We start from the raw sequence: 26684 nt of genomic DNA, 5'->3' as shown, positions 1-26684 counted from the left end.
CGAATTACAAATTACGAATTACAAATTGCGAATTACGAATGAGGAGCGAAGACCTGAGCGGAGAAGTAAATTCTTCATCCGCTCAGGTCTTCGCTCCTCATTCGTAATTCGCAATTTGTAATTCGTAATTGTTTTAGCTAAACTTAACAATTAGTTCAGTATTTGTTAACAATGTGTTTACATTGAATCTTCACCTTTGGCCCAAACCGTTTCGTTATAATGTTAACTATTCCGTGGATAAAGCAGCGGCTGGAGAAGGCGCATCACCTTACATTTTCGCTGTATGCAGCGCTGGTTGCTTTTGGGACCTATTCGTGCATGTATGCTTTCCGCAAGCCTTTTACGGCGGGTATTTTTGAAGGTATGACCTTTCTGGGTGTTGATTATAAAATATGGCTGGTGATAGCACAGACAATCGGCTATGCCTGCAGTAAGTTTTATGGTATCCGTTTCATTGCTGAAATGAAAGGTAACAAGAGGGCACAGAGCATTATTACACTGATACTTATTTCCTGGGCTGCGCTGTTACTGTTTGCGTTGCTGCCGGCGCCGTATAATATTGTCTGCCTGCTTATCAACGGTTTTCCGCTGGGCATGATCTGGGGGCTGGTTTTCAGTTACCTGGAAGGGCGTCGCAGCACGGAGTTTATGGGCGCGGTGCTGTCTATCAGCTTTATCTTTTCTTCCGGGTTTGTAAAATCTGCCGGTAAGATGACCGTAGTAGACTGGGGTGTTACGGAAACGTGGATGCCTTTTGTGACAGGGCTGTTGTTCATTGTCCCGATTGTGGTGTTTATCCTGCTGCTGGAGCAGATTCCGCCGCCTACGGCAGATGATGAACGTATGCGCACCAAACGTGTACCGATGAACAAGGCAGAGCGCAAGCGCTTTCTGCAGCTGTTTCTGCCGGGACTGATGCTGCTCATTGGCAGTTATGTAATGCTGACTGTTTTACGGGATATACGCGACAATTTCGCGGCCGATATCTGGAAGGACCTGGGCTATGGCGCACAGGCAGGCATCTTTACGCAAACGGAAATTCCTGTATCGATAGCTATTATCGTGATCATGGGGTTGCTGGTGTTTATCCGAAACAACTACCAGGCATTTATGCTCAATCACCTGATTGTAATTACCGGGTTTCTCATCGCGTTGATCAGTACGCTGCTGTTCCGGCAGCACCGCCTGGATCCGGTATGGTGGATGATGCTGACGGGACTGGGATTGTATATGGGCTATATTCCCTTTAACTGTATCTTCTTTGAACGGCTGATTGCAGTATTTAAATATGCGGGCAACGTAGGCTTCATCATGTATGTGGCAGATTCTTTCGGGTACCTGGGTAGTGTAGGAGTGATGCTGGTAAAGAATTGCAGCAATATATCGCTGTCCTGGAGCCAGTTCTTTATGGATGCCGTACTAGGTGTATCCGTTACCGGTATCGTGATGATGATAATATCCACCTGGTATTTCAAAAAAAAGTATATCAGTGAAACTGCTGTACAGATGATCAACTGCTAACAAGGCTCACCCAAAAAATAAAGCGAAGATGCAGACGATAATAATTGCTATTATCTGCTTACATCTTCGCTTTTTTATTCTTGCTCTGTACTTACTTGCGCAATTATGCTTTTGGTGCTTCAGAAGCGCCTTTATCTTTTTTAGGCTCGTCTTTCGCATCTTTGAATTCGCGTATGCCGCTACCCAAACCACGCATTAACTCTGGTATCTTTTTACCGCCGAATAAGAGTAAAACTACTAAAGCAATCAGCAGCAATTCCTTGATACCTATTTCCTGCAGAAACAAAAACGGAATATTCAAAAATGATGTTGTCATTATAACGGATTTTTATGATGTTACAGAGATTCCAAACATAAAGTTAACACGAAATAACAGTTTTTTTGTTTTTTCGGAAGATATTTGAATATTTTAACATAATGTGTGGATAACCATTACATTACGAATTATAAAAAATAACTTTTATATCTTCGTTTTCCACATGCAGATGTGAAATCCGGCCATACTGTATTTTCAGGTCAAAAGAGTCTGCCAGCGCGGTATTGGTGGCATGCGCCAGGATAGACCGGATCACGCCGCCATGGGTAACCAGCACAGCGTCTTTATCTTTTTCCATTAGCTCAGTTATCAGTTCCATACTGCGGGTATATAGCTGTTCATAGCTTTCTCCGCCGGGAACTTTTGCCAGCACAAAATCGTTGGCCCAGTCGTCCAGCTCTTTCCTGTCAATCGCTTCCCAGGGCTGCATTTCCCAGTTGCCGAAGTCCATTTCCTTGAGGCGTGCATCTGTGGTCACCGCTTCTCCGAAGAGGGCGGTAGCCAGTTTGCTGCAACGTTGCAGAGGGCTGCTATATACGTCAAAGTTGCCTTGTGGCAGTTTGGTACGGATGGCGGCTACTTCTTCTTCGAAAGTATCAGCTACATCAATATCGCTGTTACCGTAACAGATGCCGCTTTCAATGGCCGGCGCGGTATGCCGGATCAGGTAGATTTCCATGCGAGTATGCAAAAGCACAAATATATGACTGTTTCCGCAACCTGCTGAACGGCTCCCAGGCAATCGCCGGTATAACCGCCGATCCACTTGCGCATCAGCCGGGCCATATACCACCTGGCAAGAAACAGGGCCGGCAGGATCAGGAGCAGTGTGTAATTCTGCAGCCAGAGGATCGCCAGCAAGAGGGGTACTAACCCAAAAATGCCTGCCAGCACGAAATCCCGGGTACATATGCCCTGGGATACCGGTTTGGCCTTACTATCTTCATTTTCCCGCACATAACGATGGGTATAGATGATACTGACTGCTACAAACCTGCTCAGCGGCTGTGCAATGATCACCGCCAGCATCACCATGGGAATGGTCAGCGGCAGCAGGCAGATATATTTCAGCGCCATGAGCAATAGCAGTCCCATCATGCCGTAAGTGCCGATGCGGCTGTCCTTCATAATCTCCAGGATACGCTCTTTGGTCCAGCCGCCGCCGAATCCATCGCACATATCCGCGAACCCGTCTTCATGAAAAGCGCCGGTAACCCATACACTCATGATGATTGATAACAGTATGGCTACCATACGCGGGGCAATATCCCCGAAAACATAGAGTACGCCTATCATGAAGGCGCCTGTAATCCAGCCTACGAGGGGGAGGTAGCGGGTAGATTTATTGAGCATTTCCGCGTTATACGGCGTACTAACGGGAACGGGCAAACGCGTATAGAACATGATAGCGGTTAGCAGCAGCTGCCACTGTTTCTTCATATGGTACGGTTTGAGACTTGTGCACTGTTGAAGCTGGCCATGTGTTCGAGGAACAGCACGGCGCTTTGTATAACAGGAATTGCCATGGCGGCGCCTGTGCCTTCGCCGAGGCGCATATCCAGCTGCAGCAGGGGCTGTACGCCCAGGTGTTGCAGCATGGCTTTATGCCCTTTTTCTTCAGAGCAGTGAGCAAACACACAGTAGTCCTTTACATGTGGTTGCATGGCTTCAGCAGCCAGCAGTGCGGAAGTAACAATAAATCCGTCTATCACCACCAGCATCTTCAGTGCGGCGGCCTGCAGGATAGCGCCACAGGTCATGGCAATTTCAAACCCGCCGAAAGTGGCCAGTGCCTGCTCCGGGGAATGTGGCATAACATGATGCGCCATTACCTGCTGCAGCACGGCCTTCTTTTGCATCAGCTGCTGCATATTGCTGCCGGTACCAGTACCGGTGCATTCCGCAACAGGTATCCGGGTAAAATAGCTCATCAGCAGCGCAGCAGAAGAGGTATTGCCAATACCCATCTCTCCGAAGCCTATGGTATTACAGCCATTATCATGCAACGCCTTCACCTCTGCAGCTCCGGCTTCCATGGCCAGCCTGCACTGGTCCAGCGACATGGCAGGGGCATGCAGATAGTTCTGCGTACCGCAGGCTATCTTACGGTCTTTCAATAAAGGGTGCGCCGGAAATTCGTGATTTACCCCGGCGTCTACTACGGTCAGCTGCAGCTGGTGCTGCCGGCAGAAAACATTTATGGCTGCGCCACCCTGCAGAAAATTATACACCATCTGTGCGGTAACAGCCTGTGGAAAAGGATTGACCAGCCCTTCGGCCGCAATGCCGTGATCACCTGCAAAAACAATGATGGCAGGCTTATTCACGACCGGACGGAGTGTTTCCTGAATCAGCCCGGCCTGTAAAGCTATCTGCTCCAGTCTGCCCAGCGATCCGGGAGGTTTGGTCTTCTGGTTAATCTTGTCCTGTAAAGCATCTCTGAGTTCCTGCGACAGCGGCGTAATTTTCATTTCCTGCATCATGCTCTCCTGATTTATAGTTCCTTGTTTTTAATAATAACGGGTATGCCGGCAACCATCAGTATAACGGTATCGGCTAAACGCGCAATGTACTGATTGGCCCATCCCTGCAGATCCGCAAACTTCCGGCCAATCACCGTATCTGCATGAATACCCATCCCTATTTCATTGCTGACAATTAAAAAATTACCGGCTTTCTGATGCAGGGCACGGATTTCGGCCTCCATCTCCGCCAGCGATTTTTCTACGTCATTATCATGCTTCATGAAAAAGTTGGTCAGCCATAACGTAACACAGTCTATTACCACAGTATGACCATCCAGTGGCAGCCGGCTCACATACATCTCTTCTTCGTAATTCACCCACACAGGTCCGCGTTCCTCTTTATGACGCTGCACCCGGTGGCCAAAATCCTCATCCCATATCCGGGCAGTAGCCACATACACCGGATGGGCACTGTGCGCCAGCGCCTGCTCCTGTGCATAACGGCTTTTGCCTGACCGCACGCCGCCGGTAATAAGTGTTATCATAAATAAGATAGATATAATGTAATTGCGAATTACGAATTGCGAATTACGAATGTAGAAGCGAAGATGAAAGCGTAGATATAAGAGGATTTTCTATAGCTAACCTTCTTATATCTACGCTTTCATCTTCGCTTCTACATTCGTAATTCGTAATTCGCAATTCGTAATTTAACTAATTAAATACTGGTATTGCCGGGAAAAAATATCCTTCATACGGTACAGCTTTAACAGTAGCGCCGGTGAAGGCATTATAAATAAACATGGTGTTTTTGGAATAATGGCTGCCATAGCCAGGTTCAACACTGGTTGCAATGATGGTGTTGTTGCCGGGGTTGTACCTGAAGCCTGCGCCATACAGTTCGCGGTCGGCAGGTAAGGTAACGAAAGGCGTCTGCAGGGAGGCAGGGTTGCCGGCGAGGTATTTGTATATTTCTCTGCCACCGGCGCCCCAGGCGTTGGTTTTGGCAATCCATACAGCATTTTCAGTGGTAGAAGCCGTAATCATGGTGGCATTCCACGCACCCCATGCACCATACAGGTCGAATGGAACAGCTACGGTAGTGGTGGTGAGGCCCAGCGGATCAATGGCGATCAGCTGTTTGCCCATACCGGCCCAGATGGTGCCGTCTGCCGTGCGGGCCAGACCCACATCTGCCTTCATCAGCGTTTTTACGATGGCATAATTGCTGGCATTGAGTACTACGATACCAGCATCCTGGGACATGGCAAAGATGTAGTTGCCTGCTTTGAGCATGGTGCCCACCTGGCCGCTGATACCTGGAATTTTAGTGCCTATGGCCAGCGTTTGCAGGTTCAGCGGATAGATACCGTCTGCCGTGGAGATAAGGCCCCTGTTATTGTCGATACCGCAGAAAGCGCGGCCATCGGCAGGCAGATTGTCTATACGGCCCGTTTCCTTCATGGAATAGGCATCTGTTACTACAAATGCGCCCTGTTTGGATACCAGGTACATTTTACCGTTGTAGATGGCGCCGAAGTCGGTAGAATTACCTATTGTTTTGCCCGGATTTTCGCGGTCATACACATTTTTATAGATGGTGTCAGCACCGTTGCGGTAGAAGCTCACGCTGCCCGGTTCATGCGTAAACCATCCTTCATTAACCAGGTAAAAACCGTTATCATATTTACCGACTACCTTGATACGGTAGAAGAAGGAGTTCAGGCTGTTGCCGGAGCTCACCTTGAAAGAGATGGTATAGTCGCCGGTTTTGGCAGGTGTAAAGGTATAGATGGAGTCGGTGCCGGCTACTTCGCCGTTTACCAGCCAGAGGAAAGTAGGATTGGTAACGTTGGCCAGCTGAGGTCTGATTACTCTGGTATCGCCTACGCCGATAGTATCTTTTCCGTTGTTCAGTCCGGGAGCGGTAATCTGGGGAACAACAATTTCTGCGATGTTATCTTTCTTGCTACAAGCTGTAAAAGTGAGTACAGCAGCGGTCGCCAGAAGGAAAAGATGTTTGAACCGGTGTGAAATTCTATGCATGGTATTAATGGATTTATCGATGGTATTGCCCTAAATATGTAGAGATTTAGTGATTTGTCTTTCGTAGCTGTTTATGATAGTCCGCAAAAAAATATCTTGACAGAGTCTCAGTAAACGAATCGCTCAGAACAAACCGCTAAATCTCTAACGTAAAAAAATCTTGATATATTACTGGTGAGCGGGACGGAGCCTGCGCTGTACCAGTTCGAAGCCGCCAAAGAAAATGGCGCTGTAAATCAGTGTACCGATCAGCGTATACTGCATGTAAGGGATTGCCAGGATATAGCATTTAGTAAGACCAGCTATATCTCTGGTAAAAGGCAGACCCGTTGTAATATCGGTGGAGCCGCTTACCCATACGCCGAAGTTGGAAACCAGGAAGTGCAGGAAGGCTGCTGCTACAGAAGCCAGTACTATTCTGCCTGCGCTGATTTTCTGGATCATTACCTGACCAATCAGCACCATCAATACAAAGCTCACATAGTTCCACATCCAACCCTTGTACAGCAGACCTGAAGCATATTCTTTGTGAAATACCTGCATCAGGATAATATCGCTGATAAATAAAGTTAACAGCGGAAAAGCGTATGATTTCCACTTCTGTGAGAAAGAAGCACCGCCAAACAGCGCCATAGCGCCTACAGGCGTAAACATCGCGATGGGCGACATATTGCTGTCAGCTCCCAGCACAACACGGATGATACCTGCTACCAGTATAAACAGCAGCATGAGTCCAAGCCGGGGATTGAGATTCTTTAATGACATTATCTGGATTTTTTTGAGTTTACAAATTTACGACGATACCGGTATTAAAATTAAACCGGCGGGAATTATACCCCAGGATGTCAAAATACTGATAATCTGTAATATTTCTGAACCCTGCGAAAATTTTCAGCAAGTTACCAAATTTATACTCACCATAGAGATCTATGGTGTAATAATCACCCATTGGCTGGCTGTTGTCATAGCGTTCGCCGGTGTATTTCAGTGTGGCGGATGTATAGAGCGCCCGTGTTACCTGATAGCCCAAAGTAGCATTCACAGCATGTTTCGGGATTCTGAGCAGGTTATAATAGGAGGTATCTTTACCATCCTGCAGTTTGGTTATTTTTCCATCAGTATAGCTGTAGTTGACAGTCAGGTCCAGCCCTTTGGTGATGTGCCAGGCAGCCTCGGCTTCTCCGCCGTAGGCCCGCTGCCTGTAGGCATTGTCATACCCGCCGTATGGAGGCAGGGTATCTGATATGAAAACAATCAGGTCGCGGGTCTTCCTGGCGAAGCCTGCCACCCTGATATTCAGGGCATTACCTGCCAGCGTGGCCTGGTAGCCGGTTTCATAGCTGACCGTGCTCTCCGGCTTCAGGTTCCGGTTGCCATAGCCTGCCGTATACAACTGGTAGAGGGAAGGTACGCGGTATGCTGATGATATATTAATAAAAATCTTATGCCGGTTGTTAATCAGGTAAGAAGGGTTGAAGGAGAAGGTTTGATTATTACCATACAGACTATGATGGTTTAGTCTGCCACCCGCTTCCAGGTTGAATCCGCCCAGGTTATGCAATAGCACAGACGCATACACGCTGGTCTGCGAGGTATGGCTGCTATCCGGTGAAAGGTAGGACAATACCGCCTCTGCTCCGTCATAGTTCCCCACATTCAGGTTATCCTGCTGCATCCTGGTATAGCTGAAAGCACCACCGCCAACCAGCTGCACAACCCGGCTGATATGCCAGTTCACATACGTTTCTGCCTGGTGGATACCGGAGATAAGTCTGGTATCGTCATATTTACCAAAGCCTACCGGCGAAATCCAGGAGGAGTCATTGATCTGTTTCCTGTTTGTATGCTGATAGCTGTATAACACATGCCAGGAGCCGGTTTTGAACTTATACTCACTGCTGAAGCTGTTGAGCAGATATTTATATTTACCGGTATAATCCTTTTCATCTGTATAGGGCATCACATCCAGGTCATGGAAGTAGTTGCTCCAGTTGAACAGGTATTGCAGATTCCAGCGGGAAGTTGCCTGCAGCCCCAGTTTGGCAAATGCCGTCTGCTGGCGGAAGCCATCCTTATCAAATCCGCCGCTGCCGGTTTTATCATAGGCATCAGACTGGCCATCGGAATATTCCTGTTTGTAACCGGCCTGCCAGGAAAAGCTGCGGACGTTCCCATAGACATTAACATTGCCGGCAGCGCTGTTATAGCTGCCATAACCGGCATTGAGAGAGGCTCCCAGCTTTTTATCGCCTGTTTTACGTGTGATAATATTGATAACGCCGGTTACTGCATTGGAGCCATATAATGTAGACTGGCTGCCACGGAGGATTTCAATTCGTTCTATCTGATCCGGACTGATAAAATTGAGGTCAAAGGTATTGGCTATCTGGGAGGCATCGCTTACGGGCATGCCGTCCACCAGGATCAGCACATTGCCGTTGGGCGCTCCACGCATATATACTTCCTGTATAGATCCACGGTTATTGGAGGCGCCGTTGACTACCATGCCGGCCTGTTCATTCAGCACCTGCGAGATGCTTTTCCCTCCCTGCTTATCCAGGTATTCCCGCGATAAAACAGTAACTATTTTACCGGTTTCACCTGCCTTCATCGGTACCTTGGCCGCAGTAACCGTCACCTCGCTCAGCTGGCTGCGCTGAGAGATGGAATCCTGCGCAGTTGCTGCTCTCGCGAATAACAGTAATGAAAATGTGTAGATGTTGAATTTCATGGTGCAAAGTAAAGACAACAATTACGAATTACGAATTGCGAATTACGAATGAAAAAGCGGAGAGTAATTCGAAGATTAAGGTGATAACTATTAAATATCCTCTTTAATCTTCGAATTGCTCTCCGCTTTTTCATTCGTAATTCGCAATTCGTAATTCGTAATTTCCCAAATCAACCCGGCATCCTCGAAATATACTTATCCATTTCTTTGATCTGGCTTACTATCTGCGGAGTTGTGGGCTTTTGGGCTTTGGCTCTGCGGAAATATTCTTTGGCGGATTTAAAGTCGCGGCGGTTCATGGCGATAGAGGCCAGGGTAAGGAGGGCGGCAGCGGTATTTTCTTTGTCCGGGAGGCCCATGCGCACGGCTTTCTTCAGGTTCTGGTCAGCCGTTTTCAGGTCATTTTTCTGGTAGGCGATGGTTCCCAGCTGGAAATACTGCATGCCTTCATATTCCTTCATCGGGCTGCCAGACTGAATACTCTGCCGGATGGTGCTTTCTGCCTTATCCAGGTCGTTGCTGTACATGGCCATGTTGCTCTGCATAAAATAATATACGGAGCGGATAGGTTTATACAACAGTTTAGGGAATTTCACCATATTCATCAGAGCGGTAGCTCTTTCAATATTGCCGGCTTCCACGGCTTCCTGCACCATTCTCATTGGTCCGAACAGCAGGTGGGTGACAATACAAATCACAGCAATCACCAGCACAATAGTAGCTTCCCACCATCCGATAGTAAAGCCCAGGGCAATACCAGCCAGCAATAACACGATCCCGATAGGGAAACGATATAGAATAAAAAAGTTAAATGCTTTCATGTATAAACAGTTCGTAAATCACTTGATTCTGATAGCGGGGGCAAAGATAAATAAAAAAAACGCCTTATAAGTGAATTAGTAAGCCTTGCGGGCCAATAAAAAAGCAGGAGAGTGTTCCTGCGGTATTATGCGTGGGCGGGCGCCGCTTTGGGCTTCATCAGATTGGCCATCACAATGGCGCCCAGTATGATGATGACACCGGCTATCTGCAACGGGCTCACGGATTCATGGAGCAGAATGGTGGCAGAAATCATGGCCACCGGCAGTTCTGCAGCACTCAGAATGGCTCCCAGCGCCACACCGGTTTGCGGCATGCCCTTGGAAAACAGGAACGGAGGCAGCACCGTACCAAACAATGCCAGCGGCATACCCCAGGCCCACAGCGGCGGTTGCGTAAACCGGCCGTTGATAAGGTACGCCGGCGGAAATAATACGGTAATGATGATAAAAGCACCGGTAACTATCCAGGCACTTTTCAGCACAGGACTGAGCGATTGCCCCACCCGGCTGCTCACCACAATAAAGATGGTATAAAAAGCAGCTGCCAGCAAGCCGAAGCCAATGCCCCGCCAGTCCAGCTGCATATTACTGCTGTTGAAAACGCCTCCTGCCAGCAGCGTGCCGGTCAGTATAAAAACGACGGCTATCCACTGAACTGCTGTAGGTTTCTTCTTATATATCACCCATTCTGCCAACATACTCATCCAGGTAAACTGCATCAGCAGCACAATACCAATACTCGCCGGTATATACTTTACACTCTGATAATAGGTAATGCTCACCAGACCAGTGGAACTGCCCAGTATAAATGACGTACGTACATCCCTGTTATTCAGCCCGGACGTTTTTCTCCCCGATAAAAAATGCAGCACCCACAATGCCAGCATCCCGAATCCTGCCTGCACACTACATAGCTCTCCCAGCGTAAAACCTTGCTGATACCCCAGTTTAACAATTGTTGATAAAATACCAAAGCTGCATGCCCCTATAAGTACCAACAATATACCTTTCCACATATTTATAAATTTTGTTGCAAGTTAAAGTATTTGGATTTGCTTTGATGAATGGTGGGGATTTAAGTAATTACGAATTACGAATGATGAATGGCGAATGAGGAGCGAAGATTTAAGCGGATAGAGAATTTCTTTATCTGCTTAAATCTTCGCTCCTCATTCGCCATTCATCATTCGTAATTCGTAATTATTGTTTTTTCTTCTTCTCCAGATTCGGCAGAAACCCTGTCAGGAGTCCTATTAAGGGAAGGTATGCACACACCTGATATACATACTGGATGCTGGTATTGTCGGCGAGGCGGCCCAGGAGGGCGGAGCCTACACCGGCCATGCCGAAGGCCAGTCCGAAGAACAGTCCGGCAATCATGCCTACTTTTCCGGGCACTAACTCCTGCGCATATACGAGAATGGCGGAGAAGGCCGACGACAGAATCACTCCGATGAAAACGCTGCATACGGCAGTCCAGAAAAGGTTAACATGCGGCAGCAGCATGGAGAAGGGCGCTACGCCCAGGATGCTGATCCAGATTACATATTTGCGGCCGATACGGTCGCCCACCGGTCCGCCGATGAAGGTGCCTGCTGCTACAGCAAGCAGAAATATGAACAGGTATACCTGGGAAGACTGTACGGAAAGGCCGAAACGGTCTATCAGGTAAAAGGTATAGTAGCTGGTCATGCTGGCCATATAGAAATATTTGGAGAATATCAGTACCAGCAGGATAAACAGGGAGAAGATAACCTTTGCTGCCGGCAGTTGGTGTTTTACGTGGGTGGCCGATTTCTTGGGCTTGATCCTGTCCATATTGCCGCGGTACCATTTACTGATATACAGCATGACAAAAATGGCCAGGAGTGCGGCGAGAGAGAACCAGATAATATGGAACTGCCCCAGCGGCACAATAATCATGGCTGCCAGCAAAGGCCCCAGCGAACTGCCGGCATTACCGCCTACCTGGAAGAGTGACTGGGCCATGCCATGCCGCCCGCCGGATGCCATATAGGCCAGGCGCGACGCCTCCGGATGAAATACCGAAGAGCCGATACCTACCAGCGCCACTGACAATAATACCAGCGGGAGGGAGTTGGCAAAAGCCAGGCTTATCAATCCTGTAAGGGTAAAGGTCATTCCGATGGCCAGCGAGTAAGGCTGGGGCTTGCGGTCTGTGAAAATGCCCACCAGCGGCTGCAGCAATGATGCTGACATCTGGAAGGTGAGCGTGATGAGTCCTATTTGGCTGAAGGAGAGGTTCAGTGATTTTTTTACCAGCGGATAGATAGCTGGTATCAGTGATTGTAAAGTGTCGTTCAGCAAATGCGTGAAGCTGAGTGCAATAAGTATCGAAAAAACCGTTTGCTTGGCGGCCTGTTCTGCCACCACTTTGGGTTCTTCCTGCATGGTCGTTGTCATGGGTGTGGTTTAGATCAGATCATCTGATGTTTGTGAATAAAAATTTTATTTGGCGTGTGTGGTGATTTTTGTCGCCCACAGCAGCGCTTTCTTTGGATCTTTGTCTATAATGCTCTGCAGCAGTGCATCATGCAGGGGCTGCGACTCAATAAACGAGTCCGTATTCCCGTAGCGGTGCATGAATGATTGCTTCAGGTGGGTGGCTACCGTATTGTACAGGTCCAGCATAATTTCATTCTTGGAGGCTTCCGCAATGGTGGTGTGGAAATTGATATCTGCCTGAATGCATGCTTCCAGCTGCTGGCTGGCTGCATAGTTGAACCGCTTCTTCAGAAAGCCTTTCATCTTCTCTATTTCCTTGGTGGTACGGTGCATAGCAGCTTTCTCCGCGATTTTCACTTCCAGCAGCAACCTCACCTCGTTCAGCTCCTCAAAAGCCGCCCGCTGCAACCGCTGTGCCAGCGGCTCTCCGTTCCCCGTCTGTGATACAACAAAAGTGCCCAACCCTTGCTGCACACGTACTAACCCTTTGTTGGCCAGTGTTTTCACCGCCTCGCGGATACTGGAACGCCCTACGCCATATAGCTGCATCAGCTCCGGCTCCGTCGGAAGCTGCTGCCCCATAGCATATTTGCCGGTATTGATTAATTCCTGCATGCTGGCTGCTACACTCTCTGCCAGACTTTGACGTTTTAAAGGTGCCTGTATTGTACTCATCATATCATCAGATGTTTGCAAAGATAGAATTTTATTTAAGATGTGGCTACTTTTTTATTTTTTTATTTGAGATGTTGTCGGACTACCTTTGAAAAAAGCGGCAGATCAAGCACACCACAAAATCTCAAATAAGAAAATAAAAAAATAATAAAATGCTTGAGGTGCTCCGACATATGTCCCCCTGGCTGGTATGGTTGCTTTTTGCGGCAGAAAACTTCCTGATTATGATCGGGGTACTGGCAGTGGGGAATGTACTGCAAAGGCAGCCCCGGCGGCAGATGTTTGCCTATAGCCGCAGGCAGTGGTCCATTGCACTGATGACCTGCGCCATCAACACCGTCATCACCTGGATAGGGTATGAAGCCTGGCTGATGGGAGTGATCCTCATCAGCACGGACGTCTCCTGGCGCATCTTCACAGATGCCCTGGCGCTCTTCCTGGCTATGGATCTGCTGATGTACCTCTTTCATTATCTCATACATCAGCATGCCTTCCTGTATAAGACGCTCCACCGCCTGCATCATGAAGCAACGGATCCTGTACCAATAGACCTCTTCATACTGCATCCCCTGGAAACACTCAGCTTCGGCGCACTATGGCTGATACTGCTGCTGCCTTTCCGCCTGAATATCTATGGTATCATCATCTACCTGGTCATAAACGTCTTCTTTGGGATGATGGGGCACCTGGGGATGGAGCCTATCCCTGAAAATATCCGCCGGTGGCTGGGAATGCAGTACCTTGGTACTTCTGCCTTTCATCACGGGCATCACCGCCATGAAGCATATAACTATGGCTTTTATACTACCATCTGGGATCGCCTTTTCCGCACACTACGGAAAGTGTAACCGCAGCCCTCCCTGCCACTCACCACTTCCGCCCGGCTAAATCCCGGAATTTTCCCTATTTTGGCCAGATTCATTCTTGAGAGAATCTACTGCCATATGAGAAAATTGATACTGACATTATCACTGTTCGTTGCTTTCCGTGCCTATGCACAGGAGGGGCTCAAATACCAGACGCCACCGCAAAGCATCCTCGAACTGGCCGTGGCTGCACCCGCGCCAACAGTTGACTTTAACAGCAAAGGAGATGTGATGCTGATACTGGAGAAGTCCAGCTATCCCACTATTGAAGAATTATCCCAGCCTGAATACAGACTGGCGGGTGAACGCATCAATCCGGCCAACTTCGGACCAAGCCGCAGCACATATTACACCGCTATCCGTATCAAAGAGGTGAAAGGAAAAAGAGAGTATGTGGTGACCGGCCTGCCTGCCAACGCACGCATCGGCAGCGTAAAATGGTCGCCTGAAGAAAAGAGTATAGGCTTTACCGTTAGCAGCAATACCAGCATTACGCTGTGGAAAGCCGACATCGCCAGCGGTGTTGCCCGTCAGGCCAGCAGCCGTAAACTGAATGCCATCAGTGCAGATCCCTTCATCTGGATAGATGAAAACCGTATACTGGTGATGGCCGTTCCTGCCGGCATCGGAAAGGCTCCGGAAAAACCGCTTGCTCCGGAAGGACCTACCGTACAGCAAACCAGCGGCAAAGCCGCTCCTTCCATGACCTACCAGGACATGCTGAAGAACCCATACGATGAAACATTATTTGATTACTACTTCCAGTCAGAACCAGTGCTCATCAGCGCTGCAGGAGAGCAGCCTGTCGGTAAGCCCGCCATCTACACAGATGTTATTCCTTCTCCGGATAATCAATACCTGCTGGTGAAATCTGTTCACCGCCCTTACTCTTACCTGGTAGGCGCTAACCGCTTCCCTTCAGAAACTGACATCTGGAAAATGAATGGCGAGCCCGTGAAAAAGCTGGCCAGCAATCCGCTGGATGAAGTACGCCCTAAAGGCTTCGATGCTACCAGCAATTTCCCCCGCCAATTCGCCTGGCGCAACGACGCGCCGGCCACCATCACCTGGGTGCAGGCCCTCGATGGCGGCGATCCTAAGAAAGACGTGCCTTTCCGTGATGTGGTAAACATGCTGGACGCTCCTTTCTCCGGCCAGCCCGCTGAACTGGTAAAAACAAAAGACCGTTTTTCGTTTATCCGTTGGGGTAACAATACCTTCGCCCTCGTAGCAGATGCCAACAGTACCACACAGAAGGTGAGAACCAGCCGCATCAACCCGTCCCGCCCCGGACAGGATGCCGTTACAGTATTTGACCTGTCTGAAAATGACCGCTATAACGATCCGGGTACACCTGTAACCGTTAAAAATCAGTATCACCGCAATGTGCTGTATGTTTCTCCTGCGGAAGAACTGCTGATGACCGCTCCCGGTGCTTCACCGGAAGGCGACCGCCCCTTCCTGGCGCATTACAGCCTGAAAACAGGTAAACAGCAAATCCTGTGGCGCTCACAGGCTCCCTATTATGAACAGGTGTCTGAAGTCATAGATCCTGCTAAACTGGTAGTAGTGCTCTCCCGGGAGTCAGTAACCTCACCTGCCAACTACTTCCTGGCTGACCTGAAAAAGAAAAATTCACTGACGGCGCTGACTGCCTTCCCGCATCCGCAGCCACAGCTCACAGGCGTACAGAAGCAACTGCTGAAATACAAGCGTAAAGACGGCGTAGACCTGACCGCCATGCTGTATCTGCCCAAAGGCTACGACCCTGCAAAAGATGGCCGCCTGCCGGTACTGATGTGGGCATACCCGCGTGAGTACAAATCTGCCAGCGATGCAGCACAGGTGCGCGGCTCCGCCTATAAATTCACCCGTGTCAACTACGGTTCTCCTATCTTCTGGGTTACCCGCGGCTTCGCCGTTATGGACGCTACAGAAATGCCTATCGTAGGGGAAGGAGACAAGGAACCGAACGATTCCTTCATTGACCAGCTGGTAATGAATGCTGAAGCAGCCGTGGAAAAAATTACTTCCATGGGTGTCGGCGACAAAGACCATATTGCAGTCGGCGGCCACTCCTACGGCGCATTTATGACGTCTAACCTGCTCGCACATACGAACCTCTTCAAGGCCGGGATCTCCCGCAGCGGCGCCTATAACCGTACCTTAACACCTTTCGGATTCCAGAACGAACAACGTACCTACTGGCAGGCTCCTGAAGTATACTATAAAATGTCGCCTTTCTCTTACGCCGATAAGCTGAAAACACCCATACTGCTCATCCACGGTGAAGCTGACAATAACCCCGGCACCTTCCCGGTTCAGAGCGAAAGATTATACAACGCCATCAAAGGCAACGGCGGTACCGCACGCCTGGTATTCCTCCCGCAGGAAAGCCATGGCTATGCCGCTAAGGAAAGTATTCTGCATATGCTCTGGGAAATGGACCAATGGTTGATGAAATACGTTAAATAAGAGGGGAGGAATTGTAGTTCCCCTTTGAATAATTACGAATTACGAATTGCGAATTACGAATGTAGAAGCGAAGATAAAAGCGGAGATTAAAGGAGATAAACTATTGTCAATCTCATTTAGTCTCCGCTTTTATCTTCGCTTCTACATTCGTAATTCGCAATTCGTAATTCGTAATTAATTAAATCAACCAGCATAAAAAAACATAATAAGTAAAAAACACCATTCTTACCCCATATTCCACAATCGCGCTTCTTTATTACGTTGTACCTTTGAGGTATCATGTCAAAAGCGCATATTCCTACATACGATATATGTTCACTGGCGATGGAGAAGCCGGCATCAGAAGATATTCTGGTGGCAAGGTTCAGCGATTACCTGGCTGCGCACCCGGATATCCGGTTTCCGCACCGCCACTCCTTTTATCACCTGGCGTTTTTTACCGGTGGAGCAGGAAGCCATACCATTGACTTTGAACGTTTTCCGGTGAAAGCAGGACAGCTGTACTTTATGATACCAGGACAGGTACACAGCTGGTTTTTTGAAGGAAAAACGGAAGGATATGTGGTGAATGTGTCTGCAGGGTTTTTTACGGCTTTTCTGCAGGATGCGGAATATGTGGAGCGCTTCCCTTTTTTCAGTGGCGTCAGTACGGAAGGAGTGGTGCAGCTTCCCAGACAGGGAATTGCGGCAATCGTTGCCCTGTTTGAGAAGATGCTGGAAGAACAGCGGAGCGCAGAATTCTATAATCACGACATGATGCGGTTGCTGATGCTGGAAATGTTTATCCAGGTAAGCCGTGTTGCCAGTAAAGGTAAAACCCGTCAGAATCCGCCCCACAGCTATGTATTACTGCGGAATTTCCGGAAGCTGGTGGAACAGCACTATATGCAGTTGCGCCTGCCGAAAGACTATGCAGCATTACTATATGTTACACCGAATTATCTCAACGCTTTCTGCCGGGATATGCTGGGGAAATCGGCCGGAGAAATCATCCGGGACCGTATACTCCTGGAAGCAAAGCGGCTGCTGATCAATGCGGATATGAGTATCTCGGCTATTGCCTATCAGCTCAGCTTTGCAGACAACTCGTACTTCACCAAATTCTTTAAGAAGTACGCAGGGGTAACACCAGAAGAATTCCGAAAAAATATTTCCTGAGATTAAAAGCTTCATTATATGTGTGCAGATAAAAATCATGTAAAACCAAACCTGATAAAAAGTCTGTTAGGTAACAAGTGTGCCCGTTGCAGACGCGGTAATATTTTCCTGTATAAAAATCCATACGACCTCAAAAACTGTCTGAAAATGCCGGACAACTGCCCCGTATGCGGCCAGCAGGTAGAAGTAGAAGTAGGCTTCTACTACGGCACCGGATATGTAAGCTACGCGCTGTCTGTAGCCGTTTGTGTAGCCAGCCTTATTGCATGGTGGCTCTTTATCGGCTTCTCTATCTACGATAACCGCCTGTTCTGGTGGCTGGGCTTCAACGCACTTCTCCTGCTCGTTATGCAGCCATTGCTGATGCGCTGGTCCAGAACCATATGGATGGCATTCTTTGTCAGATACGATGCAGACTGGTTCCAGGGGCCACCGCAAGGGACAGGGAGGGTGAATGCTACGTTTAAGAACGCGATTTAGTATAATTACGAATTACGAATTGCGAATTACGAATGTAGAAGCGAAGAGCTAAACGAAGATTAAAAGGGATAACTATTAAGGCATCGCTTTTAATCTTCGTTTAGCTCTTCGCTTCTACATTCGTAATTCGCAATTCGTAATTCGTAATTTTTATTTAAATTGTATTACTATTTAACCCCTCATTCCTACCGGTAGCTTTTACTAACATCAATGTACAAACGATGATGTGGTTCCGATGGCTTGTTAATGTATCACCGCTGATGCTGTTGTTGAGTGCATCTGCGCTGCTACAGGCGCAGGATACAGCTGTAACTGACCTGCCCGGTAAATGGACGTTGCAGGACTGTTTTGATTATGCGCTGAAGAATAATATTCAGATTAACAGTTTGCGCCTGAACAGAATGAGTAGCGAGCAGGATCTGCTGCTCTCGAAAGCAGCCAGGATGCCCAATCTTACAGGGTCTGCCTCTCAATCGCTCACCGGAGGAAAGGTGCTCAGCGGCTCCGGTGGATCATCTTACGAAATTAATACCGCAGGAAATTATTCGGTTAACTCTTCGGTTGTCATCTTCCAGGGCAATACCATCAACTATGATATAAGACAGAAAAATCTTTCCCTGCAGGTGGCAGGACTGAACATCGCGCAGCAGGTGAATGATGTCACCGTGCTGATTACACAGGCTTTTCTTAATATTTTGCTGGCAAAGGAAAATATTATTTATGTAAATGATGTGGTGACTACCTCAGCTGCGCAGGTGCAACAGGCGCAGCAGCGGTTTGATGTAGGCAGTATTGCCCTGAAAGACCTGGCAGCACTACAGGCGCAGCTGGCGAATGACCGCTATACATTGGTGACTGCGGAAAATCAGCACCGGCAGAATAAACTGGTTCTCAAACAGTTGCTACAGCTGCCTTCTGCCTACGATTTTAATATTAATGAGCCGGATACTATTATCGCGAATGAAGAGATAGTATCGCTGCAAGCCGCACAGGATACAGCTTTTGCTACCCGGCCTGAAATTAAAAGCGGAGAGCTGGGAATAGAGATCGCACGCCTGAACCTCGCGAAAGCCCGGGCTGCCTACCTGCCCACCCTTTCAGCTACAGGTGCATTGGGTACCTCCAATAACCGGGACCCTGCCTATAGCTACTTCAAACAGCTGGATAATAATTTTTATCAGCAGATAGGTCTCTCCTTGTCTGTCCCGATTTTTACGAGAAGAGTCAATAAAACAAATGAAGAAAAATCCAGGATCGCAGTAGCGCAGTCAACGCTGGCGCTGAAGGATACCAGAACCAGCCTGGCGCAAACAGTAGAGCAGGCTTATATCAGCGTACAAAACGCGCAGGCCCAGTATGATGCTGCCGTTGAACAGCTGAAATACACCCAGGAGAGCTATCGTATTGCTACAGAACAACTCAGGGTAGGCGTAGCCAATATGGTGGATTTCCTGCAACAGAAAAATTTATACATACAGGCATTTCAATCTTATATACAGTCGAAATACAATGCAGCGTTGACTGTACGGATATATGACTTTTACAGGGGCGTACCTGTAAAACTATAAATGCAATGAAGTATGAGAAAGTATAAAGGCATTTTGATCGTTCTGCTGATATTGTTGGCATTACTGATGATCTGGTATTTTTTTATCAGGAAGAAAGATGTACCGGTATCGTTTGAAACCGTGCAGCCGGCCTATGGTCATATTGCTACCAGCGTTACCGCTACCGGCACTATTCAGCCTGTAGACACCGTAGCCGTTGGTACACAGGTATCCGGTACCATTAAATACCTGTATGTGGATTTCAATAGTCAGGTTAAGAAAGATCAGCTGCTGGCGGAACTGGATAAAGCGCTCTTTCAGGCACAGGTAGACCAGTTCAGGGCTAACCTGCAGGTGGCGCAGAGCAACCTGGCATATCAGGAAAATAATTATCACCGGCAGGAACTGCTTTATAAGACCGGCGCTATCAGCAAGGCGGACTACGACCTGGCTACCAATCAGATCGGACAGGCAAGAGCCAACGTCGCCAGCGTGAACGCACAGCTGCAGTCAGCACTTAAAAATTTCTCTTTTACCGAAATTACTTCTCCTATCAACGGGGTGGTGCTCAACAGGAATGTAAGCGTAGGGCAGACAGTGGCAGCCAGCTTCAATACGCCTACCCTGTTTGTGATTGCGAAAGATATTACCAAGATGCAGGTGGAATCAAAAGTTGATGAGGCAGACATCGGTAATGTAAAGGATTCACAGCGTGTAACCTTTACCGTAGATGCATACCTGGATGATGTGTTCTCCGGACGCGTGCAGGAAATAAGGCTGCAGCCCAGCGTTTCATCGAACGTAGTCACCTACAATACCATCATCAATGCACCTAATGAGAACCGGAAACTGAAGCCCGGTATGACCGCCAATGTCACCATTTATACCGCTGAAAAAGACAGTGTGCTGCTGTTACCTGTAAAAGCGCTGAAGTTCCGGCCGGACTCGGTGTTGCTGAAGAAATATGTCATTCAGTATTCCGTAAGAAAGGATAAGGGCGCCAAACGGGATACCACTGCGCCTTTCAGAAGCCAGGAGAGAATAGGCTCTTCCAACTGGGTATGGCTGCTCCGCGGCGATACACTCACGCAGAAGCATATACGAACAGGGTTGAATGATAATACACATATCGAAGTACTGACAGGACTGGAGCCGGCAGATATTGTGGTGCTGTCTGTCAACGGTAGCAGCGGCCCCGCTGCGGCTGCCGGCAGCAGAAGTCCTTTTTTACCAAAAATGGGAGGAGGGCGCAGACGATGAACAACAAAATTTTAGAACTGCAGCAGATCAGGCGTGAGTTTGTCATGGGCACAGAAATAGTACGTGCCCTGAAAGGTATCACCTTCGACGTACATGCCGGAGAATTTGTGACCATCATGGGCAGCAGCGGATCGGGCAAAACAACCCTGCTGAATATGCTGGGATGCCTGGACAAGCCTACGGACGGTACTTACCTGCTCGACGGGGTGGATGTAAGGGGACTATCCCGCAATGAGCTGGCACGGCTGCGTAACCGCAAAATAGGTTTCGTATTCCAGGCATATAACCTGCTGCCGCGCACTTCCGCACTGGAAAATGTAGAGCTGCCCCTGTTTTATAACCCTGCCTTAACGGCGCATGAACGTAAGGAGAAGGCGATTAAAGCCCTGGAAGCGGTGAGGCTGGCAGACAGGCTGGATCATACGCCCAGCCAGCTTTCCGGTGGGCAGCAGCAACGGGTGGCCATTGCACGGGCGCTGGTAAATCAGCCCGTCATGATACTGGCAGATGAAGCTACCGGTAACCTCGACACGCGCACCTCCTACGAAATCATGGCGCTGATGCAGGACCTGAACCAGCAGGAAGGCAAGACCATCGTGTTTGTAACACATGAGCCTGATATCGCCGCCTTCAGCAGCAGAACCGTGATGCTGCGTGATGGGAAAGTAGTGAAAGACAGTATCAACGAAAATGTAAGATCGGCCCGGGAAGCACTGGCTTCTCTGCCGCTGGCAGAAGATTACTGATATGAGCGCCATCAATCTCATACGTATTGCCTTACGGGCGCTGCAGCGTAATAAGCTGCGGGCCTTCCTCACCATGCTCGGCATAATTATCGGGGTGGCCGCAGTGATAGCCATGGTGGCCATCGGAGAGGGATCGAAACAAAGTATACAGTCACAGCTGAGCAGCATGGGGTCTAATATGATTACTATCCTGCCCAGCAGCAATGTGTCCGGGGGCGTAAGAATAGAAGGCGCCAGCTTTCAGTCGCTCACCATCACCGACGTAAAAGCCATACAGCAGCAGGCAGAATATGTCAGCGCCGTATCGCCGGTGGCTTCCACCAAGGGACAGGCTATCTACGGTGCGCTCAACTGGCCTACCAGCCTGCAGGGCGTGGCGCCGTCCTATTTCGATATACGCAAGCTCACCATCGCCGATGGCATCAGCTTTTCAGATGCAGATGTAGGCTCGGCTGCCAAGGTATGTGTACTCGGACAAACGGTTATCAACAACCTCTTCCCCAGCGGGGAAAGCCCTGTAGGAAAGGTAATCCGATTCAATTCCATTCCCCTGCAGGTAATTGGTACGCTGGCGGCAAAAGGGCAAAGCTCGTTCGGGCAGGATCAGGACGATATTATCCTGTGCCCCTATACAACGGTACAGAAGCGCATACTCGCCACCATCTATTTTCAGAGCATCTATGCATCAGCGGTGAGCGAAGACGCATCTTCCAAAGCAACGGACGAAATCATAGACATACTCCGGGAAACCCACCGGCTGCGGCCATCGGATGAAAATAATTTCCAGGTGAGAACCATGGAAGAACTGATAAAAACACTAAGCTCCACCAGCAGCCTGCTAACCATCCTGTTAACCGCTATCGCCGGTATATCGCTGGTAATAGGAGGCATCGGGATTATGAATATCATGTATGTGTCGGTGACAGAACGCACCCGTGAAATAGGACTGCGCATGTCAATAGGAGCGCGGGGAATTGATATATTACTGCAGTTCCTGGTAGAAGCAATTATTATCAGTATCACCGGCGGGCTCATTGGTGTGGTGCTCGGTATTTCTTCTGCCAAAGTAATTACAATTACATTAGGATGGCCAACGCTGGTATCGGAATCATCTATTATTTTATCCTTTATGGTATGCGCTTTCACGGGTGTCTTCTTTGGATATTATCCTGCACAGAAGGCTTCCCGGCTAGACCCGATAGAAGCGCTGCGATACGAATAATTTATTATCTTGTTACTATGGAATCAGCAAGATTAGTACTCAGAAAACTAACTACCGGTGATATACCCGATGTACACCGGCTGCATAGCATTCCGGAAACGGATGAATTTAATACGCTGGGTCTTCCGGCTACCATAGCTGTTACCGAGCAGCTGGTAGAAGAGTGGATGCGGGCCAGCGATACGCAGGTATGGTGTATAACGGAGAAGGATACACGTACTTTTGTAGGCCTGATCGGCCTGATACTGAAGCCGGCGCGTTTCCGTTCAGGAGAAATATGGTATAAACTGGATATAGCGCACTGGGGCCGCGGTATTACTACAGAAGCAGTACAGCTGCTGCTGGCACATGCATTCGATACACTATCCCTGCACCGGGTAGAAGCCGGCTGCGCCGTGGATAACATCGGATCTGTAAAGGTGCTGGAAAAATGCGGTATGGCCAGAGAAGGAAGCAAACGGAAAGTGCTGCCTGTACGCGGTACATGGCTCGATAATTATATGTATGCCATCCTGGAAGAAGATTACAGGGCCAAATAAAGAACCGGCCAGGATATGCTCCTGAACCGGTTCCTGCGATGACTAAAACTAAACCTAGTTTTTCTTATCGTGAATCTGCGACTTCTTCAGATATACTTTTTTCCCTTTACCATCCACCATGTATTTCTGATCTTTCCGGTTGATATAAACCGTTTCACCATTCGGCCCCTCCTTTCCTTTGTATATTTTGTCTGACACGGCAGAAGCACCTTTTACTGCTACGGAAGCCGTTTTATGACCAATCTTTTTAATGGTGCTGTCTATACCCTGCGCTGAAGCGCTTTGTGCTGCAATACCTATTGTGGCGGCCAGCAATAATGCGGATATACGATTTGGAGTTCTCATGTTACTTCACGTTTTTGTTGATTAATATCCTCCATGTTTCAATTATGGTGCCATAACAGGACATCAGAATTCAGCAGTTGAAAAACAGTGTGTTATAAATATGTTATTTCTTCCGGAAGCTTTGTGGCCGGGGATTTTCCCGTAGTATATTGTTAATATTTTCGTATATTCATATCCGATAACCTGTATTTATGAAATCCGTTAAAGGTCTGTACCTGTCTGTTCCTACACCATGTGGGGAGAATTGGGATAAAATGTTAGATACAGCTGCCGGTAAATACTGTTCAGCTTGTGAGAAAACTGTAATTGACTTCTCCTTAATGACGGATGCTGAAATGCTTGCTGTTATCACTAACAGCCAGGGGAACGTTTGTGGCCGCTTTTACACGGCACAGCTGGAAAGGCATATCACAGCAGCTACCCCCGCACGGCGCAATTTTATACCTGCTGCCCTGTTATCTGCAGGCATGATGATAAGTATTGCCAACGATACACATGCAGAAGCCAGACAACTGGAACGTACTGAAATGGAAATGCATCCGGCAGATACTATCCCCTGTAAAAAATGTATGACGGAAACGGTACAGCAACTGCCTGAACTGGTAGTGACCGGATTGGCCATGAAAAAACAGGTGTTTATTACCGGTGCGGTATCTGTGGTTGATGCTACCGTAATAACTGCCGCAAATAAAGATATTCGCTTCCCCAAAAATGCGGGTATCGACCCTGTGTATCCCACTCCGGGAGAGAGCAGGAAGAGTAAAAAGAAACGCTGGTTTTTCTGATGGTATAATATACCAGATATGGAGGAAGCGCCCCTCCGGAGCCCGTATCCAAAGAGGCGCCGCTATATTAATTCTTCCCCCAGAAGTTGTCTTCCTGCGCAATGTCTGCTGCATATACTGTAGCTGCCACTATCTGACCATTTTCCACCGTATATACATCCACGTTATCCGTATCTAACGCAGCACCCGGCCGCGTTGCCTTCCAGTGAAGCACTACTGCCGCCTGGTTGCCGTTTACCGTAATGGACTTTATATCTGTCAGCGCCATCGTATTCTGTGATAGCTCAAACATGCCGCCTACCATCTGGAACACTTCCCCGCTGGTTTTTTTAATGCCTGCGAAACGATTGCTCCCCGGCTGGTTCCAGGTGATTTCCGGATGTAATAATGCACCTAAGGTTTCCAGGTCTACCTGCTGTACTGCCTTTACAAAGTTGGTAACTACCGTTAATGTCTGATTTTCCATGTTGCATGTTTTTGTTGTTATGAGTAATGTTGTTTGTTTCATTTGTTGACACAAAGCTACGTTTACCCGCTCCCGTATGGGTTATCATAACACGACAAACACTTATCATTTTACGACAGGTTGTTTTTTGTACCGGGAGTGTTGAATAACTTTATACCATGAAACAATTAGTATCAGCGATCATTGCATATGCGGTACAGCGCGATGTTGATGCCGCACAGCTCTGTAAGCTGGCAGGTATCAGCCTGACTGCCCTGAAGAAACAATCAGCACCGGCCATCACCCGGTCGCAACTGGATGCATTATGGTTAAGCGCCAGCCGGCTTACCGGCGATCCCTTATTCGGATTACATTTTGCAGAAGCCGCCAAGCCGGCTGCATTGGGCGTAGTAGGAGAGATCGTTCAGACCAGCGCCACCGTTGGCGAAGCGCTGACGCATGCTGCGGCACTGACGCACCTGGTAACAGATCAGTGCCGCCTGGAAATACATCGCACGGCTAAGAACTTTTCAGTACGTTTTATTCCGGTGACGGATTACGGAGATGCGCCACCAACAACGTTTAAGCTGCTGGTAGAGTTTCTGATGGTCATGGTGATTCATGAAGTATCCGGTCTGATGCTGGAAAAAATAATGCCGTCGGCGGTGCGGCTGCCATATGCCACGCCCGACCCGGCGGCTTATGAGCGGGTATTCCGGTGCAAACCGGTGAAGCGTGCCGGCGAATACGTGCTGGTATTTGATATCCGCTACTGGGACGAACCTATATTATCCGCAAATTACGAACTGCAAAGCCTGTTACTGAAAAAGGCAGGCACGCTGCAACATAAAACAGACAAACCGCAGTCGCTGGAAGTACGGGTATATAACCACCTGCTGGCGAACTCTTATCTTGGCATTATTTCGCTGGAGGAGATGGCGGCTAATTTCAACCTCAGCCCGCGCAGCCTGCAACGCAAGCTGCAGGAGGAAGGCGTAAAGTACCAGGATATTGCTGATAGTGTGCGTAAGTCGTTGGCATTGTATTATATATCTTCCGGCAATTATGCTATGAAAGATATATCGTATATGCTGGGGTATAATGAACTGAGCGCTTTTACCCGTGCGTTCAAGCGGTGGACGGGCAGCAGTCCGGCGGGGTATCAGTCGTTGTAGTTCAGGGTGGTGTCTTTGCTGACGATACCCCATTTTTTAACGAAAATATAATCTCCCCGTTCCACAGCATCGAGGTATTGCGCAATCCATTCCCGGAAGGAGGGCGCAATAATCTCGCGGTGGCCGTCGTCATGCCAAAGGGTGATGATCTGGCCATAAGTGCCTTCCGGCGCAGGGTCCAGGTCAATGCAGTGGTAGTTGCCGAAGCCGTCGCTGGTAATAGGTATCCACAGCGGATTCCACCAGTTGTTGCGGATGCCGGTATCTGGTTCAGAGGCTATAGGTTCGCCGTTGTACTGAAAAGTGCCCGCATCCAGCAGGTCCTGCCAATAGTGCCACTTTTCAATAATATCCTCCACAGGCAGCAGCTGGTCTGCATCTACCAGGCCGGTACGCACCCGTTGCTGTCCGTTATGGACAACATAAAATGCTTTGAAATCATCCGGCATGGCTTTACCGATGAGTTTCTCCAAAGATTCCAGTACCTCTTGGGATACGCCGGAATTGAGGATGGTAAGTAATTTTGGGGCATACTGTTTCATCCAATTTTCCCATCTTGTCCAGTATTCTTGCATATGGTATGGGTTTAAACCGACTATA

At 48.5% G+C, this 26684-nt stretch carries 27 protein-coding genes; 12 read left to right on the top strand and 15 right to left on the bottom strand.

The window, feature by feature from the left end; genetic code table 11:
• Window positions 1-219 precede the first annotated feature (219 nt).
• Window positions 220-1521 (top strand): DUF5690 family protein, encoded by a 1302-nt coding sequence (locus GWG06_RS15960; protein ID WP_127044063.1) that lies wholly within the window; start codon window positions 220-222, stop codon window positions 1519-1521.
• Between the two features lie 103 nt (window positions 1522-1624).
• On the opposite strand, the gene GWG06_RS15955 is transcribed toward GWG06_RS15960, so the two are convergent.
• From GWG06_RS15955 to GWG06_RS15900, 12 genes are all read right to left on the bottom strand, one after another.
• Entirely contained in the window at window positions 1625-1837 is a 213-nt protein-coding gene (locus GWG06_RS15955) for a Sec-independent protein translocase subunit TatA/TatB (protein ID WP_127044062.1), read from the bottom strand.
• A gap of 121 nt (window positions 1838-1958) precedes the next feature.
• Window positions 1959-2516, bottom strand: coding sequence for an alpha-ribazole phosphatase (gene cobC, locus GWG06_RS15950; protein ID WP_127044558.1), 558 nt, complete (start codon window positions 2514-2516; stop codon window positions 1959-1961).
• Entirely contained in the window at window positions 2501-3277 is a 777-nt protein-coding gene (locus tag GWG06_RS15945; protein ID WP_160714395.1) for an adenosylcobinamide-GDP ribazoletransferase, read from the bottom strand. The genes cobC and GWG06_RS15945 overlap by 16 nt, the downstream gene beginning before the upstream one ends.
• Complete coding sequence (gene cobT, locus GWG06_RS15940; protein WP_235938380.1) at window positions 3274-4320, bottom strand: nicotinate-nucleotide--dimethylbenzimidazole phosphoribosyltransferase; 1047 nt, start codon at window positions 4318-4320, stop codon at window positions 3274-3276. The genes GWG06_RS15945 and cobT overlap by 4 nt, the downstream gene beginning before the upstream one ends.
• A gap of 11 nt (window positions 4321-4331) precedes the next feature.
• Window positions 4332-4847 (bottom strand): bifunctional adenosylcobinamide kinase/adenosylcobinamide-phosphate guanylyltransferase, encoded by a 516-nt coding sequence (locus GWG06_RS15935; RefSeq protein WP_160714393.1) that lies wholly within the window; start codon window positions 4845-4847, stop codon window positions 4332-4334.
• Between the two features lie 169 nt (window positions 4848-5016).
• Window positions 5017-6348 carry a DUF5074 domain-containing protein gene (locus GWG06_RS15930; protein WP_160714391.1) on the bottom strand — a complete coding sequence of 444 codons (1332 nt, stop codon included), beginning with the start codon at window positions 6346-6348 and terminating at the stop codon, window positions 5017-5019.
• A gap of 168 nt (window positions 6349-6516) precedes the next feature.
• Window positions 6517-7113, bottom strand: a complete 597-nt coding sequence (locus GWG06_RS15925) for a DUF6580 family putative transport protein (protein WP_160714389.1) — start codon at window positions 7111-7113, stop codon at window positions 6517-6519.
• Window positions 7114-7132: 19 nt separating this feature from the next.
• Window positions 7133-9079 carry a TonB-dependent receptor plug domain-containing protein gene (locus GWG06_RS15920; protein WP_160714387.1) on the bottom strand — a complete coding sequence of 649 codons (1947 nt, stop codon included), beginning with the start codon at window positions 9077-9079 and terminating at the stop codon, window positions 7133-7135.
• Window positions 9080-9249: 170 nt separating this feature from the next.
• Complete coding sequence (locus GWG06_RS15915; protein WP_127037825.1) at window positions 9250-9900, bottom strand: tetratricopeptide repeat protein; 651 nt, start codon at window positions 9898-9900, stop codon at window positions 9250-9252.
• Window positions 9901-10025: 125 nt separating this feature from the next.
• A complete protein-coding gene (locus GWG06_RS15910) occupies window positions 10026-10916 on the bottom strand; it encodes an EamA family transporter (RefSeq protein ID WP_160714385.1) in 891 nt (296 codons plus the stop codon).
• A gap of 184 nt (window positions 10917-11100) precedes the next feature.
• A complete protein-coding gene (locus GWG06_RS15905) occupies window positions 11101-12324 on the bottom strand; it encodes an MFS transporter (protein ID WP_127037829.1) in 1224 nt (407 codons plus the stop codon).
• Between the two features lie 45 nt (window positions 12325-12369).
• Window positions 12370-13044: a FadR/GntR family transcriptional regulator gene (locus GWG06_RS15900; RefSeq protein ID WP_127037831.1), complete on the bottom strand. Its 675-nt coding sequence runs from the start codon at window positions 13042-13044 to the stop codon at window positions 12370-12372.
• Between the two features lie 149 nt (window positions 13045-13193).
• Here GWG06_RS15900 and GWG06_RS15895 point away from each other — a divergent pair, with 149 nt between their 5' ends.
• The 9 genes from GWG06_RS15895 (at window position 13194) to GWG06_RS15855 (ending at window position 23334) form a co-directional block, all read left to right on the top strand.
• Window positions 13194-13889, top strand: a complete 696-nt coding sequence (locus GWG06_RS15895) for a sterol desaturase family protein (RefSeq protein ID WP_160714383.1) — start codon at window positions 13194-13196, stop codon at window positions 13887-13889.
• Between the two features lie 96 nt (window positions 13890-13985).
• Window positions 13986-16382: an alpha/beta hydrolase family protein gene (locus GWG06_RS15890; protein WP_160714381.1), complete on the top strand. Its 2397-nt coding sequence runs from the start codon at window positions 13986-13988 to the stop codon at window positions 16380-16382.
• A 279-nt stretch (window positions 16383-16661) separates the two neighbouring features.
• Window positions 16662-17540: a helix-turn-helix transcriptional regulator gene (locus tag GWG06_RS15885; protein ID WP_160714379.1), complete on the top strand. Its 879-nt coding sequence runs from the start codon at window positions 16662-16664 to the stop codon at window positions 17538-17540.
• 18 nt (window positions 17541-17558) lie between these two features.
• The gene (locus GWG06_RS15880; protein ID WP_127037839.1) at window positions 17559-18020 is read left to right on the top strand and encodes a DUF983 domain-containing protein; all 462 of its coding nucleotides are present in this window, start codon (window positions 17559-17561) and stop codon (window positions 18018-18020) included.
• Window positions 18021-18241: 221 nt separating this feature from the next.
• A complete protein-coding gene (locus GWG06_RS15875) occupies window positions 18242-19588 on the top strand; it encodes a TolC family protein (protein ID WP_235938378.1) in 1347 nt (448 codons plus the stop codon).
• A gap of 12 nt (window positions 19589-19600) precedes the next feature.
• A complete protein-coding gene (locus GWG06_RS15870) occupies window positions 19601-20827 on the top strand; it encodes an efflux RND transporter periplasmic adaptor subunit (RefSeq protein WP_127037841.1) in 1227 nt (408 codons plus the stop codon).
• The gene (locus GWG06_RS15865) at window positions 20824-21573 is read left to right on the top strand and encodes an ABC transporter ATP-binding protein (RefSeq protein WP_160714377.1); all 750 of its coding nucleotides are present in this window, start codon (window positions 20824-20826) and stop codon (window positions 21571-21573) included. The genes GWG06_RS15870 and GWG06_RS15865 overlap by 4 nt, the downstream gene beginning before the upstream one ends.
• A gap of 1 nt (window position 21574) precedes the next feature.
• Window positions 21575-22795 carry an ABC transporter permease gene (locus GWG06_RS15860; protein ID WP_160714375.1) on the top strand — a complete coding sequence of 407 codons (1221 nt, stop codon included), beginning with the start codon at window positions 21575-21577 and terminating at the stop codon, window positions 22793-22795.
• Between the two features lie 17 nt (window positions 22796-22812).
• Window positions 22813-23334: a GNAT family N-acetyltransferase gene (locus GWG06_RS15855; protein WP_160714373.1), complete on the top strand. Its 522-nt coding sequence runs from the start codon at window positions 22813-22815 to the stop codon at window positions 23332-23334.
• A gap of 54 nt (window positions 23335-23388) precedes the next feature.
• On the opposite strand, the gene GWG06_RS15850 is transcribed toward GWG06_RS15855, so the two are convergent.
• Window positions 23389-23679 carry a hypothetical protein gene (locus GWG06_RS15850; protein ID WP_127037849.1) on the bottom strand — a complete coding sequence of 97 codons (291 nt, stop codon included), beginning with the start codon at window positions 23677-23679 and terminating at the stop codon, window positions 23389-23391.
• Between the two features lie 191 nt (window positions 23680-23870).
• Here GWG06_RS15850 and GWG06_RS15845 point away from each other — a divergent pair, with 191 nt between their 5' ends.
• Window positions 23871-24464: a hypothetical protein gene (locus GWG06_RS15845; RefSeq protein WP_160714371.1), complete on the top strand. Its 594-nt coding sequence runs from the start codon at window positions 23871-23873 to the stop codon at window positions 24462-24464.
• A gap of 67 nt (window positions 24465-24531) precedes the next feature.
• On the opposite strand, the gene GWG06_RS15840 is transcribed toward GWG06_RS15845, so the two are convergent.
• A complete protein-coding gene (locus GWG06_RS15840; protein WP_160714369.1) occupies window positions 24532-24930 on the bottom strand; it encodes a nuclear transport factor 2 family protein in 399 nt (132 codons plus the stop codon).
• Window positions 24931-25088: 158 nt separating this feature from the next.
• Between GWG06_RS15840 and GWG06_RS15835 the strand changes: the two genes are divergently transcribed.
• A complete protein-coding gene (locus GWG06_RS15835) occupies window positions 25089-26084 on the top strand; it encodes an AraC family transcriptional regulator (protein ID WP_160714367.1) in 996 nt (331 codons plus the stop codon).
• On the opposite strand, the gene GWG06_RS15830 is transcribed toward GWG06_RS15835, so the two are convergent.
• Window positions 26072-26659, bottom strand: a complete 588-nt coding sequence (locus GWG06_RS15830) for an SMI1/KNR4 family protein (RefSeq protein ID WP_160714365.1) — start codon at window positions 26657-26659, stop codon at window positions 26072-26074. The two genes, GWG06_RS15835 and GWG06_RS15830, sit on opposite strands and share 13 nt — an antisense overlap.
• Window positions 26660-26684: the final 25 nt, after the last annotated feature.

This window comes from Chitinophaga solisilvae, from assembly GCF_009928525.1.
Classification (GTDB): Bacteria; Bacteroidota; Bacteroidia; order Chitinophagales; family Chitinophagaceae; genus Chitinophaga; species Chitinophaga solisilvae.
The sequence above is the reverse complement of the archived record's forward strand: the minus strand, read 5'-3'. Positions and strand labels throughout refer to the sequence as shown.

Bases quoted from the DNA above. Each gene is read 5' to 3' on its own strand.
- GWG06_RS15960 (WP_127044063.1), top strand. From the start codon at position 220: ATGTTAACTATTCCGTGGATAAAGCAGCGGCTGGAGAAGGCGCATCAC.
- GWG06_RS15955 (WP_127044062.1), bottom strand. From the start codon at position 1,837: ATGACAACATCATTTTTGAATATTCCGTTTTTGTTTCTGCAGGAAATA.
- cobC (WP_127044558.1), bottom strand. From the start codon at position 2,516: ATGGAAATCTACCTGATCCGGCATACCGCGCCGGCCATTGAAAGCGGC.
- GWG06_RS15945 (WP_160714395.1), bottom strand. From the start codon at position 3,277: ATGAAGAAACAGTGGCAGCTGCTGCTAACCGCTATCATGTTCTATACG.
- cobT (WP_235938380.1), bottom strand. From the start codon at position 4,320: ATGATGCAGGAAATGAAAATTACGCCGCTGTCGCAGGAACTCAGAGAT.
- GWG06_RS15935 (WP_160714393.1), bottom strand. From the start codon at position 4,847: ATGATAACACTTATTACCGGCGGCGTGCGGTCAGGCAAAAGCCGTTAT.
- GWG06_RS15930 (WP_160714391.1), bottom strand. From the start codon at position 6,348: ATGCATAGAATTTCACACCGGTTCAAACATCTTTTCCTTCTGGCGACC.
- GWG06_RS15925 (WP_160714389.1), bottom strand. From the start codon at position 7,113: ATGTCATTAAAGAATCTCAATCCCCGGCTTGGACTCATGCTGCTGTTT.
- GWG06_RS15920 (WP_160714387.1), bottom strand. From the start codon at position 9,079: ATGAAATTCAACATCTACACATTTTCATTACTGTTATTCGCGAGAGCA.
- GWG06_RS15915 (WP_127037825.1), bottom strand. From the start codon at position 9,900: ATGAAAGCATTTAACTTTTTTATTCTATATCGTTTCCCTATCGGGATC.
- GWG06_RS15910 (WP_160714385.1), bottom strand. From the start codon at position 10,916: ATGTGGAAAGGTATATTGTTGGTACTTATAGGGGCATGCAGCTTTGGT.
- GWG06_RS15905 (WP_127037829.1), bottom strand. From the start codon at position 12,324: ATGACAACGACCATGCAGGAAGAACCCAAAGTGGTGGCAGAACAGGCC.
- GWG06_RS15900 (WP_127037831.1), bottom strand. From the start codon at position 13,044: ATGATGAGTACAATACAGGCACCTTTAAAACGTCAAAGTCTGGCAGAG.
- GWG06_RS15895 (WP_160714383.1), top strand. From the start codon at position 13,194: ATGCTTGAGGTGCTCCGACATATGTCCCCCTGGCTGGTATGGTTGCTT.
- GWG06_RS15890 (WP_160714381.1), top strand. From the start codon at position 13,986: ATGAGAAAATTGATACTGACATTATCACTGTTCGTTGCTTTCCGTGCC.
- GWG06_RS15885 (WP_160714379.1), top strand. From the start codon at position 16,662: ATGTCAAAAGCGCATATTCCTACATACGATATATGTTCACTGGCGATG.
- GWG06_RS15880 (WP_127037839.1), top strand. From the start codon at position 17,559: ATGTGTGCAGATAAAAATCATGTAAAACCAAACCTGATAAAAAGTCTG.
- GWG06_RS15875 (WP_235938378.1), top strand. From the start codon at position 18,242: ATGATGTGGTTCCGATGGCTTGTTAATGTATCACCGCTGATGCTGTTG.
- GWG06_RS15870 (WP_127037841.1), top strand. From the start codon at position 19,601: ATGAGAAAGTATAAAGGCATTTTGATCGTTCTGCTGATATTGTTGGCA.
- GWG06_RS15865 (WP_160714377.1), top strand. From the start codon at position 20,824: ATGAACAACAAAATTTTAGAACTGCAGCAGATCAGGCGTGAGTTTGTC.
- GWG06_RS15860 (WP_160714375.1), top strand. From the start codon at position 21,575: ATGAGCGCCATCAATCTCATACGTATTGCCTTACGGGCGCTGCAGCGT.
- GWG06_RS15855 (WP_160714373.1), top strand. From the start codon at position 22,813: ATGGAATCAGCAAGATTAGTACTCAGAAAACTAACTACCGGTGATATA.
- GWG06_RS15850 (WP_127037849.1), bottom strand. From the start codon at position 23,679: ATGAGAACTCCAAATCGTATATCCGCATTATTGCTGGCCGCCACAATA.
- GWG06_RS15845 (WP_160714371.1), top strand. From the start codon at position 23,871: ATGAAATCCGTTAAAGGTCTGTACCTGTCTGTTCCTACACCATGTGGG.
- GWG06_RS15840 (WP_160714369.1), bottom strand. From the start codon at position 24,930: ATGGAAAATCAGACATTAACGGTAGTTACCAACTTTGTAAAGGCAGTA.
- GWG06_RS15835 (WP_160714367.1), top strand. From the start codon at position 25,089: ATGAAACAATTAGTATCAGCGATCATTGCATATGCGGTACAGCGCGAT.
- GWG06_RS15830 (WP_160714365.1), bottom strand. From the start codon at position 26,659: ATGCAAGAATACTGGACAAGATGGGAAAATTGGATGAAACAGTATGCC.